General features: G+C 63.9%; 16 protein-coding genes. 1 reads left to right on the forward strand and 15 read right to left on the reverse strand.

All coding sequences use genetic code 11. The annotated features are described in order from the left end of the window. Positions 1 to 53 precede the first annotated feature (53 nt). The 15 genes from H8S61_RS06275 to H8S61_RS06345 form a co-directional block, all read right to left on the reverse strand. Entirely contained in the window at positions 54 to 809 is a 756-nt protein-coding gene (locus tag H8S61_RS06275) for an SDR family NAD(P)-dependent oxidoreductase (protein WP_186938359.1), read from the reverse strand. Between the two features lie 87 nt (positions 810 to 896). Then, positions 897 to 1,793, reverse strand: coding sequence for an SDR family NAD(P)-dependent oxidoreductase (locus tag H8S61_RS06280; RefSeq protein ID WP_186938360.1), 897 nt, complete (start codon positions 1,791 to 1,793; stop codon positions 897 to 899). A 67-nt stretch (positions 1,794 to 1,860) separates the two neighbouring features. Then, entirely contained in the window at positions 1,861 to 2,559 is a 699-nt protein-coding gene (locus H8S61_RS06285) for an EthD domain-containing protein (protein ID WP_186938361.1), read from the reverse strand. Between the two features lie 138 nt (positions 2,560 to 2,697). Beyond that, on the reverse strand, positions 2,698 to 3,933 hold the full coding sequence (locus H8S61_RS06290; RefSeq protein WP_186938362.1) for an L-lactate MFS transporter: 1,236 nt from the start codon (positions 3,931 to 3,933) through the stop codon (positions 2,698 to 2,700). A 183-nt stretch (positions 3,934 to 4,116) separates the two neighbouring features. Continuing rightward, complete coding sequence (locus tag H8S61_RS06295; RefSeq protein WP_186938363.1) at positions 4,117 to 6,177, reverse strand: oxidoreductase; 2,061 nt, start codon at positions 6,175 to 6,177, stop codon at positions 4,117 to 4,119. Between the two features lie 26 nt (positions 6,178 to 6,203). Further along, positions 6,204 to 8,303, reverse strand: coding sequence for an oxidoreductase (locus tag H8S61_RS06300; RefSeq protein WP_186938364.1), 2,100 nt, complete (start codon positions 8,301 to 8,303; stop codon positions 6,204 to 6,206). Between the two features lie 70 nt (positions 8,304 to 8,373). Continuing rightward, positions 8,374 to 9,075: an EthD domain-containing protein gene (locus H8S61_RS06305; protein ID WP_186938365.1), complete on the reverse strand. Its 702-nt coding sequence runs from the start codon at positions 9,073 to 9,075 to the stop codon at positions 8,374 to 8,376. Between the two features lie 255 nt (positions 9,076 to 9,330). Beyond that, on the reverse strand, positions 9,331 to 10,644 hold the full coding sequence (locus tag H8S61_RS06310) for a C4-dicarboxylate ABC transporter (protein ID WP_255466494.1): 1,314 nt from the start codon (positions 10,642 to 10,644) through the stop codon (positions 9,331 to 9,333). Positions 10,645 to 10,783: 139 nt separating this feature from the next. Further along, positions 10,784 to 12,085 (reverse strand): MFS transporter, encoded by a 1,302-nt coding sequence (locus H8S61_RS06315; RefSeq protein ID WP_015759931.1) that lies wholly within the window; start codon positions 12,083 to 12,085, stop codon positions 10,784 to 10,786. Between the two features lie 185 nt (positions 12,086 to 12,270). Then, the gene (locus H8S61_RS06320; protein ID WP_015759930.1) at positions 12,271 to 12,966 is read right to left on the reverse strand and encodes an EthD domain-containing protein; all 696 of its coding nucleotides are present in this window, start codon (positions 12,964 to 12,966) and stop codon (positions 12,271 to 12,273) included. A gap of 235 nt (positions 12,967 to 13,201) precedes the next feature. Continuing rightward, the gene (locus tag H8S61_RS06325) at positions 13,202 to 13,723 is read right to left on the reverse strand and encodes a winged helix-turn-helix transcriptional regulator (RefSeq protein ID WP_186938367.1); all 522 of its coding nucleotides are present in this window, start codon (positions 13,721 to 13,723) and stop codon (positions 13,202 to 13,204) included. A gap of 345 nt (positions 13,724 to 14,068) precedes the next feature. After that, complete coding sequence (locus tag H8S61_RS06330; protein ID WP_186938368.1) at positions 14,069 to 14,638, reverse strand: GNAT family N-acetyltransferase; 570 nt, start codon at positions 14,636 to 14,638, stop codon at positions 14,069 to 14,071. A gap of 99 nt (positions 14,639 to 14,737) precedes the next feature. Further along, positions 14,738 to 15,130, reverse strand: a complete 393-nt coding sequence (gene rpsI, locus H8S61_RS06335; protein ID WP_015759927.1) for a 30S ribosomal protein S9 — start codon at positions 15,128 to 15,130, stop codon at positions 14,738 to 14,740. A gap of 3 nt (positions 15,131 to 15,133) precedes the next feature. Further along, positions 15,134 to 15,568 carry a 50S ribosomal protein L13 gene (rplM, locus tag H8S61_RS06340; RefSeq protein ID WP_015759926.1) on the reverse strand — a complete coding sequence of 145 codons (435 nt, stop codon included), beginning with the start codon at positions 15,566 to 15,568 and terminating at the stop codon, positions 15,134 to 15,136. Positions 15,569 to 16,091: 523 nt separating this feature from the next. Beyond that, complete coding sequence (locus tag H8S61_RS06345) at positions 16,092 to 17,762, reverse strand: FAD-dependent oxidoreductase (protein WP_114518370.1); 1,671 nt, start codon at positions 17,760 to 17,762, stop codon at positions 16,092 to 16,094. Positions 17,763 to 17,979: 217 nt separating this feature from the next. Between H8S61_RS06345 and H8S61_RS06350 the strand changes: the two genes are divergently transcribed. Further along, complete coding sequence (locus tag H8S61_RS06350; RefSeq protein ID WP_009608082.1) at positions 17,980 to 19,416, forward strand: response regulator transcription factor; 1,437 nt, start codon at positions 17,980 to 17,982, stop codon at positions 19,414 to 19,416. Positions 19,417 to 19,421 lie beyond the last annotated feature (5 nt).

Consider the following 19,421-nt stretch of genomic DNA (forward strand, 5'->3'; position numbering starts at 1 on the left):
TGCCCCTCTCCGAGTTGGCGGCGAAGCGCCGAGGGGCATCGCCGGTCGTTCGCCTAGAGGCTCTGGCCGCCGTCCTCGAAGATGATCTCCCCCAGCATGAACGAAGACTCTTCCGATGCGAGGAACAGCGCCGCATCCACGGCCTCCCTCACCTCGCCGTAGCGGTGCATGGGGATGTCGTTCAAGAACTGCTCATTCATCTTCGGGTTCGAACGGGTAGGCTCGCTCATGCGGGTCTTCGTCGTGCCGGGCCCGAACGCGTTGACGCGTATGCCGTACTCGGCAAGCTCCTTGGCGAACTGCTTGGTGTAGATGGCGATGGCCGCTTTGGTGGCCGGGTAGGCCCCGAGGTACTTCGGGATGAAGCGGAAGGTGTTCGAGGACGTGTTCACGATAACGCCCTTCGTCTTCTTCTCCACCATGCGCTGCGCCACGGCCTGCGCCACGTAGAACGACCCGTTCAGATTGGTGGCGACCACGCGGTCCCACGCGTCCTTCGGGCAGGTGAGCATGCCGTATTTTTCTCCGTCCTTACAGCATATCCCGGCATTGTTCATGAGGATGTCGATGCGGCCGTACGTCTCGACGGCCTCGTCCACCATGCGGTGGACGGCATCGTAATCGGTTATGTCGCATGCGATGGTATGGACGCGCCCCTCGTCGCCGAACGCGGCCTCGAGCGTGTCCACCTCGATGTCGACCGCGACGAGCTCCTCGACGCCCTCCGTGAGGAACCGCTCCACCATGCAGCGCCCGATGCCGTTCGCAGCGCCCGTCACCAATACGATCTTGTTATCAAACCGAGCCATGGCACATCCCTTCTCCTTGACAGGTGATCGCGAGAGCGCCGAGGGGATGCGGCGCTCGCCACGCGCCCCTCGACGCAGAGCACGCCGTTATTTCTTGTCGGCCGTCGCCAAATGAAGGTAGGTCGTCGCACCGCCGTCCGCAGCGATGAACTCGCCGTTGATGAAGCTGGAGTCATCGGAAGCGAGGAACAGGACCACCGACGCGATTTCCTCGGGCAGCGCATAGCGCTTCATGGAGGACGCCTCCACGAGGCCGGCGCGATTCTGGCCGCGCGGCATGGTCATGCCGGAAAGCACGAGGCCGGGGCTCACGGCGTTGACGCGGATGCCGTAGGTTCCCAGATCGGTGGCGGCGGCGCGCGTCATGCCCATGACGGCGGCTTTGGCCATGGCGTAGCCGATGAAGCTTCCGGGGCCGAAATGCGTGCCCTGATAGGAGCACGTGTTGACGATGGTGCCGCCGCCCGCTTCGATGATGGCGGGCGCGCAGTAGTGCATGCCGTTGTACACGCCCCAGCAATCGACGTCCATGATGCGGGTCAGGGATTCGCGCGTCTCGGTGAGCACGGTGCCGTTCTGGCACATCCCGGCATTGTTGACCAGCACGTCGAGCCGACCGCTTTCGTCGACAACCTTCTTCACCAGCGCCTGCCAGGCATCCTCGTCGGCAACGTCCATCGGAAACGCGACGGCCTCCCCACCGTCGGCCTCGATGGCGGCCGCGACGCGCTTCAAGCCCTCTTCCTCGATGTCGGCCATGTACACCTTGGCGCCCTGCTGGGCGATCATCTTGGCCTCCATCTCGCCCTGACCGCCCGCCGCGCCGGTCACGATGGCCACCTGGCCCTCGAACGTGCCCGTCCCCTCGGCAACGCGCGGCCAGCGCTTGGCCTGCGCCTCGGCGTAGACCTTCTCTTCGAACGCCTTCTGATCGGGACCCGAGACGACGGCGTTGTCGAAAAACTCCGCTCGCTTTGACTTCATGGCAACCTTCCCTTTCCACGTACGGCGGTCGCACCGCGCCGCGAGCACGATGCGACCGGGCTCTCGTCTACTTCTTCAGCTCCACGGGCACGGCTTCGACGAAATACGTCGTGACGGTGCCGATGAACTCAGCTGCATGCACGCTCGCACGCACCTTGAAGCCGGGGGTGCTGTAGCACTCGTCGAAAGCGTCCATGTCCTCGAACCAGAACTCCACCATGCCCTCCACGGGTAGGTCCGCGTAATGGACGGGAGCGCCCTGGATCATGCGGTCGATGACCAGGTTCTGGTTGTAGCCGCAGTACCCGCTCATCAGCTTCACGAGCAGGGAGTGGGTGTACCACCACTCGTCGTGGAACGTCGCGGCATCGACGCCCTCCTTGCGGTCGCAGAAGGAAACGCGCTTGATGGCCTTGCCGTCGAGATACGCCGGAACGGGCGCGTCGACCTTCTTCACCGCGACCAGCGTGGAGATGGGTTCCTCGACGAGCGGCTCCAAAGCGGTCAGCAGCGCATCGCCGGCCTCGGCGATCGCCTGCTGCATGTCGCCGTAGCTATCGAAGAACATCTCGATGAAGCCGTCGATGTCGATGGCGCCGCGACCCAGATGAGAACGCTGCTGACGATCGGTCACGAAGTCGATCTCGCACTTGCGCAGCTGGGGCATGCCGGCGATGACGTCGCGCACCTCCCCCATCATTCCCTCGCGGAACGCCTCTTCAGAAACTCCTTCTTTGCACTTCAGCAAGCTAATCCTGGAAATCATGTTTTACCCCTTCCTCAGATCGTTCGGGAATTTTAGTATCCGGCAGCGGTTGGGCACCTTCAACAACGCACTTGAAAGTGTGCAACTCACTTTTTGGTTAGTGAGGTTCGATCGGGCGCGACCGGGCACCCTGCGGGTTTACGCCTCCGCGACCTCATTGGCCTTCAGCTTCTTGTAGAACATCCACGCAAGCGCCAAGAGCACGAGGCCGACGATGCACAGCATGCCGAGAATCGGGAATGCGGAGCTGTAGCTGCCCGTAGTGGCCAGGGCGTTGGCCGAGATCACCGGGCCGATGAACGAAGCCATCGTGTAGCCGATGAACATGAAGCCGTAGTTCTGGCCTGCGTTGCCGGGACCGTAGGCATCGGCGCACACCGACGGCATGATGGCCATGATGCCGCCGAAGCAGATGCCCAGCACGCATGCCTCCGCGATGAAGATCAGGGAGCTGGTGGCATTGGCGAACAGGAACAGGTGGATGACCGCCGTCACGGCCACGGCGACGAACATGGTTTGGAACCGTCCGAACTTGTCGGAGATGGCGCCGAGCCCCAAGCGGCCCGTGCCGTTGGCGATGGCGAAGATGCCCACCATGAGCGCGCCCATGGCGGCGTCCATGCCGGCTTGGACCTGCCCCACCAGCGACACGGTGGACAGCATCACGCATCCGGTGCAGGCAACGGTGCCGAAGAACAGCAGCAGAGTCCAGAAGAACGGGGTCTTCAGCATCTGGCCGGACGTGTAGTTCTTCACGCGCTTCGTGTCGCTCTCGGCCGGCGGGGTCCAACCCTCGGGCTTGAAATCGGCCGCGGGCATCTTGAGGAAGCGGGAGAGGACGATGAAGCCGACGATGCAGAACACGCCCACGATGTTGAAGGCGATGCTCACATTGAAGTTCTCGATGATCATGTTGCCCATCGGAGCCGTGAACAGCGGGTAGATGGCCATGATGGCCAGGGCCACGCCGTTGGCGAAGCCGCGTTTGTCGGGATACCACCGTGTGGCGATGGCCAGGGCCAGGTTGTAGCAAATGCCGTCACACACGCCCACCAACAGGCCGAACGTTATGTACAGCACCGGGATGGTGCTGGCGAAGCCCGTCAGGAACCAGCCCAGGCCGAAGCCGATGCCGGCAACGGTCATGATGACGTGCGCGGGCGCCTTGCGCTGCAGCCATCCGCCGATGGGGCCGCTCAGGCCGATCATGGCGATCACGATGGTGTAGGCGAACGACACCGACTGAGGCGAGAAGCCATAGGCCTCCATCAGGGGCTTTTGGAAGATGCTCCAGATATTCAGCGACGCCGTCAGCGCACCGCACAAGGCCGCGCAGATCAGGATGACCCCGCGGCGATATGTTTTAACTGACATACTCTTTCCTCCTTGTTTCCTTCGAAATTGCATTCCGAAACGAACCTGCGATTCGTCTCGCGTGAAACCCCAAATCCGCCCGCCAGTCACCTCCCTCGGTTCGCGTCGCCTTCGGTTTCCCTTCATGCACTCCGTGTCCCGCCGAGTCGCGTACGCCGACACGACGGGACACGGGATGATGCCCTACAGAAGACAGCCCACGCGCCGACCATCGGCGAACGCGTGCTTGAAGAACGCGTTCTCGCCGCCCAACGTCGAGCCGATTTCGTACACCTCGCCGACGAGCGAAGACGCCATGTCGAAGAACGCCCCATCGCGCCGCTCGGGCAGCATGACCATCATGGAATCGCACGTCACCAGCTCTTCGCCGCCCTGCGCAAACCTCAGCAGCGCCCCCTGCTTGCCGAATTCGGTCACCGTGGCGTTGCGCACGACGCGAACGCCCTGGCGGTCGAACCACGGCACGATGCGCTCTTTGTACTTGATCGGAATCAAGCCGCCGATATCCCCGTCTTCGGCAACCAGCACGATGTCCTTGCCGCGCTTGCGCATGAACTCGGCGCATTGGGCGCCTTCGGCACCGGCTCCCCATATCACGATCTTCTTGCCCACGGGGAAGAACTTCTCGCTCATGGAGGCAAGCTTGTCCGGGCCGAACATCTTGAGCGGCACCTGCGCAAGTTTCGACATCAGGGGGATGGTGAACACGTTCTTGCGGTCGATGCCCGGGATGTCGGGGATGTAATAGGGCGACGATATGGCCACGACCACCGCATCGGGAGCCTCTTGGCGGATGAGCCGCTCGTCGACCTCCGTCTTGAGCTTCACCTTGACGGTGGATCTTTCAACCATGGCGGTCAGGTGGTCGAAGATGTGCATGACTTCCTCGCAACCGCCGCTTTTGATCATGGCCGCCAGCTTGGTGCGGCCGCCCAAAGCGCCCGTTTTCTCGTACAGGGTCACGTCGTGCCCGCGCTCGGCAAGGGTGCACGCGCACTCCATGCCGGCAGGACCGCCGCCCACCACCATGACGCGCTTCCTCTTCTCCGCAGGCCGCGCGGCCAGCTGGCGCTCTTGGCCCAACGTGGGGTTCACGCGGCAGATGCGCGGCTGGGTCACCGGGTCTTCGCAGCTGGCGCAACGCGTGCAGCGCATGATCTCGTCGGTGCGCCCCTCTTCCACCTTTCGAGCGAACCAAGGATCGGCCCACAGCGTGCGTCCCAGCGCAACGACGTCGGCGTCGCCGGCCTCGAGCACGCGCTCCGCCAAATCCTCGTCCATGCGGCCCGCCGTGATGACGGGCACGTCCACCGCGTCTTTGATCTGGCGCGCGACGGCCGTCCACAGGCCCACGCCGCGGTACTCGTCCATGAAGGGCTCCATGAACGGATCGGGGTCCGGATAGGGGAAGTAATCCGGGCAGTAGCGAAACGGCGTGGGACCGTATCCGTATCCGGCGATGCTGATGTATTGGGCACCGGCCTCCACGAACGCCTTGGCGTTCTCGGCAGCCTGCTCGGCCGTGATGCCCTGCTTCGTGGGATGGAACTCACGGCCGTTCAGACGGCAGCCGATGACGAAGTCGGGGCCGCACGCCTCGCGGATTCCCGCGATGATCTCGCGCACGATGCGCGTGCGATTCTCAACGTTCTGGCAGCCGTACTCGTCGTCGCGCTTGTTCCACAGCGGGCTGACGAAGCTGTCGAGGAAATACCCGTGCGCGACGTGCACCTCGACGGCATCGAACCCGCCTTTCTGCAAGCGCACGGCAGCTTCGATCTGCAGGCGCTGCTTTTCGTGGATCTCCTCGACCGTCAATCCGCGCGGGGCCTGGCACCACGGCTGGGGAACCGGCATCTCGTCCTCGGACAGCGTGGAGGAGGAGATCGGCGGACGCCCATCCGGCGTCGGGCCGGCCGAAGGGCCGATGTGGTGCAGCTGCCCGATGGTGAGGCACCCGTGCCGGTGAACGGCCTCGTTCAACTCCACCATCCCGGGAATGAACTTGTCGTCGTAGGCGCCGAGGTAGATGCCGCCGGCAGGCTCCCACAGTATGGCCGCGACGTCGATGGCCGCCACTCCCCCTTCCGCCATGTTCTCGTACATGACGATGGCGTCGCTGCCGTCGGCGGTGCAGTCTTCGTTCCAACGCCACGACGATTGCGGGGCCTTGATCATCCGGTTCTTCAACACGAAGTTCGGCGCTATCTCGATTGGAGACAAAAGCTTCTCGTAGGTGTTCATGCGCACTCCCCTCCCTCGCCTTGCGATTACAGCTTCAGCGCGGCGGCGCGGCCCTGGCTCACCGCATCGACCATGAGCGTGGAGCCCGGCCCCTGGCACGCGCCGATGGCAAGCACCTCGGGGGCAAGGTCCTTCAGCTGGTCGTACAGGCTCAGGCCGGAGCCGGGAGACTTGAACACGAGGATGCTGTCCGCCTTGAGGTAGCGCTCCTCGCCGTCCTTGGCGTACGCGATGCCGCGCTTGTCGATCGAGCGGTACTCCACACCGGTGACGATCTTCACGTCGTTCTCCTGCAGCCACTTGAGCGACCTGCTCTTGTAGCGCGGCGGCATGCCCTCGCCCACCGTATCCAGATCCTCGAGCACCGTGACGTTCTTGCCGCGCTTGCGCAGGAAGATGGCGCCTTGCACGCCCTCGATCTGGCTGCCCAGGACGACGCAGTTCTTGCCGATGCCCGGCAGGGCGATCTGCGAGAGCTTGTTGATGGCGTTCGCGCCGAAGAGCTTGAGCGGCTTCTCGGCCAAGCGGGTGAGCTGGGGAACCGTGGAGACGATGCCGAGGTCGATGCCCGGGACGTCGGGCGTGCCGTACACGCCTCCCGTCGCGACGATGATCGCATCGGGCTTCATGGCGCGCACGAAGTCGGGCGTCACCGTCGTCTTGGTCTTGATGGTCAGCCCCGGCGTCTTCTTGGCCTGAGACGTCAGCCAGTCGATGAGCGCGGGGACGTTCTCGCACACGGTACCCTTCACCATGGTGGCCAGGTTCAGCTCGAGGGCCAAGACGGATTCCTTCTCGCACAGCACAACCTCGTGGCCGCGTTCGGCGGCGACGCGGGCGGCCTCGAGCCCCGCTGCGCCAGCGCCCACCACGAGCACCTTCTTCTTCGTTTCCGCGGGCACGACGGCCATTTCGCGCTCGCGCAGGAACGCCGGGTTCACGCGGCAGCGGCGGTGCGGCGTCTCGTTCATGCGCAGCTCGTCACACGTCGCGCAGTGGTTGCAGCGACGGATGTCCTCGGGGCGCCCTTCCGCAATCTTGTTGGGCATGTCGGGGTCGGCCCAGAGACCGCGCGCGAACATGGCCAGGTCGACCTCGCCCTTCTCGAGCGCCGCTTCGGCCTTTTCCGGCGTGGCGAAGCCGACGCCGAACACGGGCGCGGACACGGCCTGCTTGATAGCGGCGGCCGGAGGAATGGAGAGGCCTTCGCCATCCAGCCGATCGAGATACTGCTTCATGTCGTCGTCAGGCGAGGGGTACATCCAGTAGTCCAGCGCGAACTGCATGGGAACCGGGCCGTAGCCGTAGCCCGTCACGCTGATGTAGTCGACACCGGCGGCATCGTAGAACTTCGCGATCTCGACGCCCTCCTCGATGGTGATGGCGTCCGGATGGCCGTATTCCTGGCCGTTCGTGCGCACGCCCACGATGAAGTCCTCGCCGCAGCGCTCCTTCACGCCGCGAATGATCTCGCACACCAAGCGCGTGCGGTTCTCGAGGGACTGGCAACCGTACTGGTCGTCGCGGTGGTTCCACACGCGCGACACGAAGCTCAACAGGAAGTAGCCGTTCGCCGCGTGCACCTCGATGCCGTCGAGCCCGGCCTTCTTCGCGCGTTCGGCAGCGGCGAAGTACCGCTCCTTGAACGCCTCGATCTCCTCGAGGGACAGCCCACGTGTGGGATGGCAGTACGGCTCGGGGCTCGGAAGCTCCTCCGCGGTCAACGTCGACGAGCACCAGGCCCCTCCCTTGGTCTTGATCGCCGCGCCGTTCTGGAAGATCTGGGCGATAAGCTCGCACCCGTGGCCGTGCACGGCATCGGCCAGCCGGGAAAGACCGGGGATGAACTTGTCGTCGTACAGGCCGCCCAGCGGATAGGTTTCCACGGTGTAGACGCCGCCGTCGGCATCGTCGATCAGCGTTGCGGGATCGTCGCAGATCATGCCTCCCAGGATGATGGCCGAAGCGCCACCCTGCGCCATCGTGTCATACAGGCCGATGATCGTGTCGTTGCAGAACTGGCCAGGGTCCCACGACATCGCGGACGACGGGGCTTTCACCATGCGGTTTCGCCACTGATGGGTGCCGACGGCAATAGGCTCAAGCAACTTCTCGTAAGCTCTCATATCTTCATTCCCTCTTTCGCTCATCTTCGTTAAAACGTTTTTGTCGCTGCGTGAAAGACCGCTCGGCTGCCTATGCGGAAGGCAAAGCGACGGGATAGGTTTCGGTCAGGTAGGTGTTGATCGTCCCGACGAATTCCGAACCGTGCACGGACGCGCGGGCGAACTCGGGAGATGCGTAGAACTCGTCGAAGGCCTCCTTCGTCTCGAACCACATTTCCACGACGCCCTCGACGGGCAGCTCCTCGTACGGAACGGACACGCCGCCGTCGATGCGGTCGACGACGAGGTTCTGGCTGTACCCCACGCATCCGGGCACGGTCTGCACCAAGCGGTCGTGGACGTTCCACCATTCCTTGACGAAACGCTCGGAGCTCACGCCTTCGGCGCGGCCGAGGAACGACACGCGCTGGATGAGCTTCTTGCCGCGCAGATACTCGGGAATCCGAATGACCTCGCGCTTGGCCAGCACGAGGATCTGGCAATGGGGATTGGCGAACTTCGGGATGTCGTCCACGCCTTCGCCGTGCAGCGACGCCACGCCCTCGAGCATGTCCCCGTAGCTGTCGAACTGCAGCTCGGAATACCCGTCGATCACCACGGAGCCCCGACCGAGGGCGTGACGGTGCTCGCTGTCGACCACGACGTGCTGGTCGTACTTGCGCAGGTTCGCCATGGTGCTCGCGATGGGACCGTGAACGTTCAGCCAGTAGTCCTTGAACTCCTCCATGCCCATTCCGTCTTTTTTCTGCATCAATCCACATCTGCTGATCATGCGATCATCCTCCCTGAATCGAACGTGCGAACGGCTACGAATTTCGGCGCCCCCAGCGCCTCGCCTGCATGAACATCGCCGCATCGCGGCGGCTGCCGCGCCGGGGCCGTCCAAAGAGCTCGGGCGGCTCGCGACCTCTGCATACCCGCATACTATGATGATTCGAAATCGGCCTCAATAACGCACTTTAAAGTCATAAGGGCACCTGTAAGTAAGTGGTAAACCCCTGTTGGGCGGCGATGTTTGGGCCTCCGCCTACAGCAGTCCCACCGCCCTCGAAAGCGTGAGAACGCAGATCAGCACGGTCGTCGTCACCAGCACGTAAGGCCCGTTCCACCGCAAGCCAACCTTGATTGGCGACTGCCCGACCATATCGGAAACGGCTATGACGTTCGCCGATGCGGGGCTGAGCGCGTTTCCCATGGCCCAGCTGATCGACAAGACGAGAGCCAGGTAGACGGGCGTAACGCCGCACTCCGAAGCGCTGATTGCCCCTCCCACCACGGCGACGACCGCGATGGGGTGGATGCCGGCGGCCGAGGTCGCCAGGGTGACGGCGATTATCGCTATGGTGAGCAACAGCACGTTTTGCCCGGTGAGCTGCAAGAGAACCTCGGCCATGGCATCGCCCACGTGAGAGTAGCCGATGCTCTGCGCGAGAAACCCGGCTCCAGCGAACAGCAGTATCTGATTCTTGACCTGCGGAAGCTTGTTGTTGAAATAGTCACCCTTGAACTCCTTCACGTACGTCGGCAATCGCTTGACGATCGCCATCCACACGACGGGGCAAACCAGCGACGCCATGGCGACGACGATGATGATCGAAAGCCCGCCCAGCTGGGACACCGTCGCAATGGAGGCGATCAGCAGCAAAGCGCCTGCGCCCAGCTCGACGACCTTCCTCGCATCGAAAGCGCCGACGGGCTCTTCCACCCTGCCGGAAGGGGCATCGGCCGTCTTTTCCCTCGCGAGGGTCATCAGGAAGCCGACGGCGCCCGCCACGAGCGCGCACGCAAGGGCGCAGGGAAAGAAGTCCACCCAATCGATGCCCGTCAGCTGAACGACCAGGGCGATGGTCGCCGAGGTCGGCGCCCATATCATGCAGGTGACGAACCCCCGGCTGAGCGCCGAGCTGAGAAGCTTTTTGTCGTCGCTGTGGCGGCTCGCTCGGGACATCTCGTAGGTCAGCGGAACCGCCGCAATGCTGATCAGCACGCCGACGAACGCGGACATGATGCTCACCAGCGCATAATACCGGCTGCCGGTGCTCGCGTAACGAGCGAACATCCCGCGCAACGACTCGCTGTATCCTCCATGTTGCACGGGAATCCCCAGCAGCGGCACCATGATGAACATCACGATGAGGTGCGCGTTCTCCCGCAACGCCTGCTTCCAGATATCGAGCGGCGCCTGCGAGTAGACCAGCAAAGCGATGCTCAAGGAGAACAGCAGAGCTCCGATCGTCCTTGCCGACCCGGTTGATGCCGCGAAGCTCAGGACGATCACAACGGCCATCAAAACCAGGTTGAGATCGTCGATCAGCGGCGATCCGAGGAGCACGTTCGCCATATAGCTTATGCCCAAGCAAAAGGTGATCGCGCTTCTCGCAGTGCGAGCGAGTCTCCCTACGCTGCCCATGCCCCCTTCTTCCCCATCCGCCATCCTCGCGCGAGGGAGCACGGGGGATCGCCTCCCCCGTGCTTCTTTGCTAGCTCGACGCGTTCTTTCCCTTGACGTAATACCCCTTCAAAAGGAAGATCGTGGTCAAGAGCGTTATGAGGACGGACCCTATCATCAAGTAGGTGATGGACAGGCGATCGCCCGTGGCCGCGATGAGCGCCGTTGCCGCAAGGGGCGCCAAGCCGCCGAAGACCGCCGCCGCGATATTGTAGGAGAAGCCGATGCCGCTGTTGCGGAGCTTGGTGGGGAACACCTCGGCCGAAACCACCACGATGGCGACGGCGAGAATCGTCTGGAACACGATCAGCACTCCCAGCAAGCCGATCATCAAGAGAGCGTTGGTCTGCTGGATCAGCACGTAGAACACCGGATAAGACAGGATAAGGAACCCGAGACAGCCGATGATCAGGCATTTCCGCCTTCCCACCTTGTCGATGAGCAGGCCCACGATGGGACAGAGCAGCAAGTTGATCGCGATGACCGACGTATTGACGACGAACGCGCTCGAGAACGACGTCCCCATGAACTGCGAGATGTACGTCGGCATATAGGTGATCAGGATGTAGTAGGTCGCGCTGGAGCCGACGAGCAGCCCGATCACCGTGATAATGGACTTCTTGTAGCGCAGGAACAGGTCTTTGACCGGCGTATGGTCCTCTTCCTTCACTTCCGCCTTCGCCTTCAGGAACTCAGGGGAATCGGGGACGTTCTTGCGCATGTGCACGCCGTAGAAGGCGATCAGGATTCCGCAGAGGAACGGCACGCGCCACCCCCACTCGTACAGCGCCGCTTCAGGCAGAAGCGTGGTGACGAGCAGCCCCGCAGTGGACCCCAGGAGCAGGCCGCAACCGACGCTGAACGGCTGCCAGCTGCACAGGAAGGCCCTGTTGTTCGGCGTTCCGTACTCCGAGATGAACGTCAGCGAAGAGCCGAACTCGCCGCCCGTTGCCAGGCCCTGCAGCAGGCGCAGCACCGTCAGCAGGATGGGTGCCAAAAGTCCCACCTGGGAATACGTTGGCAAGCATCCCATGAGCATGGTGCAGATGCCCATGCACAGGATCGTCAACGTCAAAGCCTTGATTCTTCCGTGCTTGTCGGCGTACGCGCCGATCAGAATACCGCCGATGGGGCGGACGAGAAAGCCCGTTCCGAACACCAGGAAGCTGAGCAAGAGCCCGACGATCGGGTCGTCGGCAACGAAGAAATCTGCGGAAATGATCGCTGCGAAGTACCCGTACAGCCCGTAGTCGAACCATTCCAGCATATTCCCAAGGCTCCCCGAGAACACCGCCCTGGCTAACGAAGTTTTTTTCTTTGTAGCTGCCACCATGTTTCATCCTCTCCCGAAAAAGCCTGAGACGATCATGTTGCTCGCAATGGGTTCACGGACGTTCAGCCGGTAGCTCTCGAACCTCCCATGCCCCCTGCCATCCAACATCGATTCGCACCCCTCCCCGGACAACGTGCGCGCCGGGGATTCCGGGTTGCAGCTCTCGAAACCCCCGGCGCGGCGGCCTACGCCATCGCGATAGGCTGCGCCTCCACCAAGTAGGTCGTGATGTTGTCGATGAACTCCGTGCCGTGCGCGCCCGTGCGCTTGAAGGCCGGAGATCCGTAGCACTCGTCGAACGCCTTCATGTTCTCGAACCAGAATTCCACCACGCCCTCGATGGGCAGCTCTTCGAACGGCACCGATTCCCCGTCCACGATGCGGTCGATGACGAGGTTCTGGTTGTACCCCGCATAGCCCGTCATAGTCTTGACCAGCGCGGAATGCATCTGCCACCACTCGTCCTGGAACACCGCCGCGCTCACGCCGTCCTTTCGCCCGAGGAACGACATGCGCTTGATCAGCTTCACGTCGTCCAGATAGGCGGGAACCGGCGTGTCGACCTTCTTCACCGCCACAAGAGCCGGGATGCCGGGTGCCGCGAACTGGGCGTAGTCGGTCGCAAGCGCCTCTTCGAGAGCGGCCATGCCGCGCACCATGTCGCCGTAGCTGTCGAAGAACATCTCGGTGTACCCGTCGATTTCCGTCGAGCCGCGGTCGAACGGCGAGCGCTGCTCGTTGTCCACCACCACGTTCGTTTCGCACCCTTTGAGGAAGGGCATCGTGGCCAGAAGCTCCCCATGAGCCTGCGTCAGATACGCGGCGAACTCCTCAGCAGTCAGTCCCTCTTTCCGTTTGAGCAAGTTGATTCTTGAAATCATGCCGATCATCCTTTCTGAAACGTACCCCTGTCCTTGCACCGCAGATCATTTCGAGATGCGGTTCTTACCTCGTATTCTGTTGACGCGGGAATACTGGCGCAATAATGCACTTATAAGTGCGCTTCTTACCTGAAAGTGAGACAGACGGGTAATCGAAAGAAAGCCGAGAGGGGCCGCAAGGCGGTCGGCAAGCCCTGAGAGCGCCCTAGCAGGGCCTCGTTTGAGCGCCCGAAGACTACGCTTCGGGCGCGTCGCCTTCGCGTGCGTCGTCTTCGCGCGAGCCGGTGCGCACGTCGAACGTCGAAGGATCGAATTGCCAGGTGATACGCTCCGCAGCCCCCTGCTCGGAGCCGTCGTCGGCGCTGCCGTACACCAGCACGCCCTCGCCCATCGTGCCCTTCGTGCGCTGCAGCGTCTCCGCAGAAAAGCCGCCGTACGCCGCGCCCCAATCGCGGATGAAGTACAGGACGTTCGCGAAGCTGATGCCCTTTTCCGTGAGCAGATAGTCGACGCGCAGGGGCTTGACCTCGACGACGACGCGCTCGATGATCCCCACCTGCTCGAGCTCGCTGAGGTGCTGGCTGAACATCTTGTGCGATATGTCGTACGGAATGCTTTTTCTCAACTCGCTGTAACGCGCCCTCTTGCCGGGAGCCATGCTCAGATACCACACGATAAAGGGTTTCCACTTGCCTCCCAATATCGAAGCGACATACGAAAGGGAGCATGAAGTTAAATCGTCCATTCTCTCAAGCATACAACCCACTTCCCTCAACTAGCGATTCAACGGACAGCGTGATTGATTATAGAGAAGACGGAGGATCGCCAAGCTAGCGATTCCATCGGCATGACGCGAACGCGTTCCAGAAGCGTTGTCCTCTCTCCTCAAAATCCCGCGGCTGCCGCCGCACGGCGTTCGCCCCGGAAAGCACCTTGTGAGCACCCCATTTTAGGCGACCCCTGAGTTTAGTATCCACAGCGAAAACGAGTCATGCAAGAACGCACTTGAAAGTAACCTCCCTCGGCGGTTTCTCCCCTTCGCATACGAAAAACCCGCCTCCGAGGAGACGGGCTCAGAAGAACCGCACCGCAAGCGCGCAGCCTACAGGGCGTGCTCGTACATGACGGCGGAGAGGCCGAGGAAGTTGTAGAACCCCTCGTAGATGCCGCAATTCACGAAGCCGCACGATTCGTAGAGGTTCTGAGCGCGCACGTTGGTGGTGAACGTGTCGAGGCGCACGGCCTTCTTGCCGGCTGCGTGCGCGACGTCGATGCAGGCCTCCACCATGGCGCGCGCGAACCCGCGGCCGTGGTAGGCCGGCAGCGTGCCCAGCACGTGCACCACCAGCACCTCGTCGGGTTCGGCCATCACGCGCCAGGGCGCGCGCTCGTAGCCGGCATCGCCTTCGCCGTTCAGCACCATGGCCGACGCGATGCGCGGCGCGCGGCCCTCGCCCGCGCCGTCCGCGCCCGCGTCCACGAGACCCACGTACACCTCGCCCGCCTCCACCGAGGCGCGCAGGAACGCCGGCGACGGGTGCACGCCGTGCTCCCAGCACACGTCGAAGTCGGTGTCGCGCATCTCGTCGATCATCTTTGTGTAGAAGTCCATCACCTGGTCGAACTCGTCGACCCGCGCCTGCCTGATCGTCAACGTCGCCTTCGTCGCCATGCGTAGCTCCCTTCGTAGGGTCCGTGCTCCTTATGCAAAAAGAGCCCGCCTCCAAAGGAAGCGGGCTCTGCAGAAAACGTGCTGTTCGCGAACGCGATCCTAGCGCTTCGAGAACTGCGGGCGCTTGCGGGCCTTCTTCAGACCGTACTTCTTGCGCTCCACCATACGGGAGTCGCGCGTGAGGTAGCCGGCCTTCTTGAGCTCGCCGCGGTAGTCGCCAGCAGCCAGCAGCGCACGGGAGATGCCGTGACGCAGCGCGCCGGCCTGACCCGAGATGCCGCCGCCGTTGAGCGTGGCGATGACGTCGAAGTGATCCGTCGTGTCCGTCACCTTGAACGGGGTCAAGGCGTAGTTCACGAGCGCCTGGCGACCGAAGTACGCAAGGGCGTCGCGGCCGTTGATCGTAACCTTGCCGGTGCCGGGAACGAGGCGCACGCGAGCGACGGCGTTCTTGCGGCGGCCGGTGCCGTAGTACAAAGCTTCACCTGCCATGGGTTAACCCTCCATCTTGATCTCGCGAGGCTGCTGAGCCATGTGCGGATGCTCCGCACCGGTGTACACCTTGAGCTTCTTGCCCATGGCGCGACCGAGCGTGTTCTTCGGCAGCATGCCCTTCACGGCATGCTCGATGACGCGCTCAGGATGCTTGGCCATGGCCTCTTCGAAGGTCTCGGACTTCAGCCCGCCGGGGAAACCGCTGTGGCGGTAGTAGCTCTTCGACTGGGCCTTCGTGCCCGTCACGCGGATCTTGTCCGCGTTGATGATGACCACGAAGTCGCCGGTGTCGACGTGCGGCGTGTACTGCGGCTTGTGCTTGCCCTTGAGAATCTGAGCGGCCTTGGCAGCGACGCGACCGAGAACCTGGTTCTCAGCGTCGATCAAGACCCATTCGCGCTCAACTTCGTTGGGCTTCGCGTAATACGTCTTCACTATCTTCCTCCAAAAATCCTGTCCTACCCCGCCGTGCGGGGCGGGTCTCCGTCGCCTGTTGGCGGCTCGAACGATAACGGGCCGACCGCGATGCGGCGAATGATCGGTTTCAAAAGTGCAGGTCGATCGGATGCCGGGTTCCTACGCCGACGCACGATCTTGGGTCTGGACTCCCTCGCTCGCGCTTCCGCTTCTCACTGCATGCACGGGGCTTTCGAAAGCGAACCTTTGCATTGTATACGGGTGTTTCGCCAGAAGTCAACGGAAATCCTCCACGTTGCGCGCGATCTGCACAAAGAGTCCGAAGTCCCCAAGCCCTCCCAAGCCCCGCCAGCGAACGAATGTTTCACGTGAAACATTTGGGGTGGGACGCTGGGGCGGGCGGGCGCGAAAAAGCCCTGCGCCGGGAGGGAGGTGGCGCAGGGCTCGGGGAGGGTTGCAGGCTGAGCGCGCCCGCGAGCGCGGGGCGCACGCGGGGCCACGGCGCGCGGGGGCGTCTCGCGGCCCGCGCGGCGCGGGGCGCTTACGCGCCGGCCAGCTCGTGGCCCAGCAGGTAGCCGTAGGTGATGCAGCGGCCGTGGCTGTTGCCGGCCACGTTGATGGGATAGTCCACGGCGCAGATGTCGCCCATCACGTTGCCGAGCGCGTACAGGCCCTCGATGGGCGCGCCCTCGGCGTCGAGGCACTGGAAGTCGTTGTTCGTGCGCAGGCCGCCGGGCACGGCGAGCAGCGCGGGACCCACCTTGAGCGCGTAGAACGGCCCCTCTTTCACCGGCGTCAGGAACACGGGCTTCTTGTAGTAATCGGTGTCCTCGCCCGCCTCGCACATGCCGTTGTAGCGCTCCACCGTGGCCTTGAACGTGGCGGCGTCGCAGCCGATCTGCTTCGCCAGCTCATCGAGCGTGTCGGCCTGATAGGCGTTGCCGGCCTTGATGTACTCGGGAATCTGCGTCTCGAAGTACTGGGGCGCCAGCTCCAGGTCGCTGCCGTAGGGGCGGAACGAGTCCCAGAACATGCCGCCGCCGTAGGGCAGGCCGTTCACGAGGTCGGTCTTCCAGTTGGCGTCGAAGATGGACCACGCCTCGCCGTTCGGCTGGCGGTTGATGGCCAGCGACTTGCCCTGCACCCAGGTGTCCTCGCACATGAAGCGCTCGCCGTTGTCGTTCACGAACAGGAACGGGCCGTGGAACCAGCAGAACGCCTGCGGGTGCATCATCGTGGGCAGCGGCAGGTCCTGCAGCTGCGCGCCAACCCACATGCCCATCTTGTGGCCGTCGCCCGTATTCACGCCCACGGGCGTGTACTGGCTGCGCGGCTGGCCGTACTCGGCGCAGATGGGGGCGTACGCCTTGCACATCTCGAGGTCGCCGCCGATGTCGCCCGTGCACAGCACCACGCCCTTGCTGGCGTTGTACTGCACGTAGCCATCCTTGCCCTCGCAGATGCAGCCGGTCACCTTCGAGCCGTCCTTCACCAGCTGCACGGCCGGCGAATCGAACACGAATTCCGCGCCGTCCTTCACGGCGTCGTTGTAGCACAGCTCGGCGCCGGCGAAGCCCGTCGAGGTGAGGCCGGCCTCCTCGGGAATCATGAGCATGTGGTAACCCGGTTGCTCGGCGTACACGTCGTCGTGGCTGTAGAACGCGCCCACCATCGCGGAGCCGCCCACGGCCTCGGCCTTGGCCAGCAGCCAGTTGGACGCCTCTTCGGAGCTGTTGAAGAACTTCACGATGAGGTCCTCGTTCGCGCGGCTCGCGCACTGGGCGATCCAGTGCTGCTTGGCGTTCACCTTGTCCACCTCGATGCCCAGCTCGTCCATGTAGTGCGAGTTGATGGCGCCGAAGCCGCCGCCGCGGCCGTTCCAGCTGGACGTCTTCTCGACGACGGTCACCTTGCCGCCCTTCTCGGCCGCCGCCGCGGCGCACGCGCAGCCGGCCAAACCGGCGCCGATGACGAGGATGTCGGTGTCCACCGTCGACGTGACGTCGGTGATGGGATCGGGAACCACTTCCCACGCGTACTGCGTCTCGCCGCCGGCCGCCGCGCTTCCGGCCGCGTCGCCGCCGGCCTTCGCGTCGCCTGCGCTCGCCGCGGGCGAGCAGCCGGCCAGGCCCGCGCCGGCGGCGACGGCCGCGGTGGCGCCCAGGCCCAGGAACGCACGGCGGGACAGCCCGTTCTTCATGATGTCGGTCATTGGAAACCCCTTCCCTCGATGAGCGGAATCCCTTGTTCCGCATAGCCCCATCCTGGCCGAACGGCCGCGCGTGGGCATCTGGCGAAGCGGCCCATTTTCGCCGAAACCCGCAACATGGGCCGTTGCGGCCCATGCCTCAACCAGGGTTCCCGCTTGCGCTCCCCCGCCTGTTTTGCTAGGTTTGAAGCGACGCGACGAGGGATGGGAATGGGGAGCGATGCGCACGAAACCGCAGGATGACGACCACGTTGGCTTCTCCGGCTGGCGCTTGCTGGGTTTGGGATTCTGGCAAGCCTGGTGGATGATCAGCATGTGCACCGACGTGCTGCTGCCCACCACCGACCGCTTCCCGTTCGCGGGCAACACCACGCTGTGGGTGCTCGTGCTGACCACCGTGGGCTACCTCGTGGTGGTGGCGCTCGCGCGGCGCCTTTCGCCGTTCCTCACGCATCGCGCAAGCTTCCTCGCTGCGGGCGGCCTGACCGCCGCGGGCACCGTGACGCTGCCCATCGCGCTGACGCTGGGCTCAGGAGCCGCGGGGTTCGCCTGGTTCCTTGCCGGCACCGTGTCGCTGTCGCTGGGCAACGCGCTGCTGCTCATCATGTGGGGCGAGCTGTGGAGCGCGCTGGCCACCGGGCGCGTCGGGCGGCACCTGTACGTGTCGTACACGTTCGCGTTCGTGCTGTTCTTCGTCGCGTACGCGCTGCCCGAGGCGGCGGCCGTGGCGTTCACGGCGGCGCTGCCCATCGTGTCGGCCGCGGTGCTGGTGGCCTGCAAGCGCGAGCCGCGCCGCGAGCCCTCGGTGCTGCCGCTCGACGTGCGCACCATCCCCGTGGGGCGCATTTTCGCCTGCATCCTCGTGATCAGCATCGTGTACGGGGCCTCGCAGGGCATGGTGAACACGTTCGCCGAGGGCGATGCCGCGTTCACCGCGAAGGCGCTGCTGCTAGCGGGCTGCGCGCTGGCCGCCATCACGCTGTCGATGGTGGTGGCGCCCTCGGCCGCCGAGCCCATCGCGCTGTACCGCCCCGTCATCCCCGCGATGGTGGCGGGGCTCATCCTGCTTCTGCTGCTGCCCGCGCCGTACCGCTTCCTGGGCGCGGGGCTGGTCATCATGGGCGTGTACTGCCTCGACATGTTCATGATGTTGGTGTCCACCGACGTGGCGTTTCGCGGGCGCATACCCGTGGCGCTGTCGTTCGGCCTGGTCATCCTCTGCGCCCGCACCGGCACGCTCATCGGGTCGTTCGCCGCGGACCAGCTGCTGAACGCGGCGCTGTGGTCGGAGGCGCTGCGCTCCGAGGTGTTCCTCGTGGGCGTGCTGGCGCTCGTGCTGGTGGGCATGCTGTTCTTCACGCAAACCGACGTGCAGAAGCTCTACGCCACCTCGCGCGAGGAAACCGCCGACGCCAGTCTCGAGCAGAAGTGCGCCGCCATCGCGCGGATGTGCCGCCTGACGAACCGCGAGGCCGAGGTGCTCGTGCTGCTGGCCCGCGGACGCACCGTGCGCTATATCTGCGACGAGCTGTCCATCGCGCAGGGCACCGCGAAGCACCACGTGAGCAACATCTACCGCAAGGTGGGCGTGTTCGACCGCCAAGGGCTGCTCGACACCATCGAGCAGGGCGGCGTGGGGAAGCCGGGCTGGGAGTAGCGCCG

The sequence above is a fragment of the Eggerthella hominis genome, from assembly GCF_014287365.1.
Lineage (GTDB): Bacteria > Actinomycetota > Coriobacteriia > Coriobacteriales > Eggerthellaceae > Eggerthella > Eggerthella guodeyinii.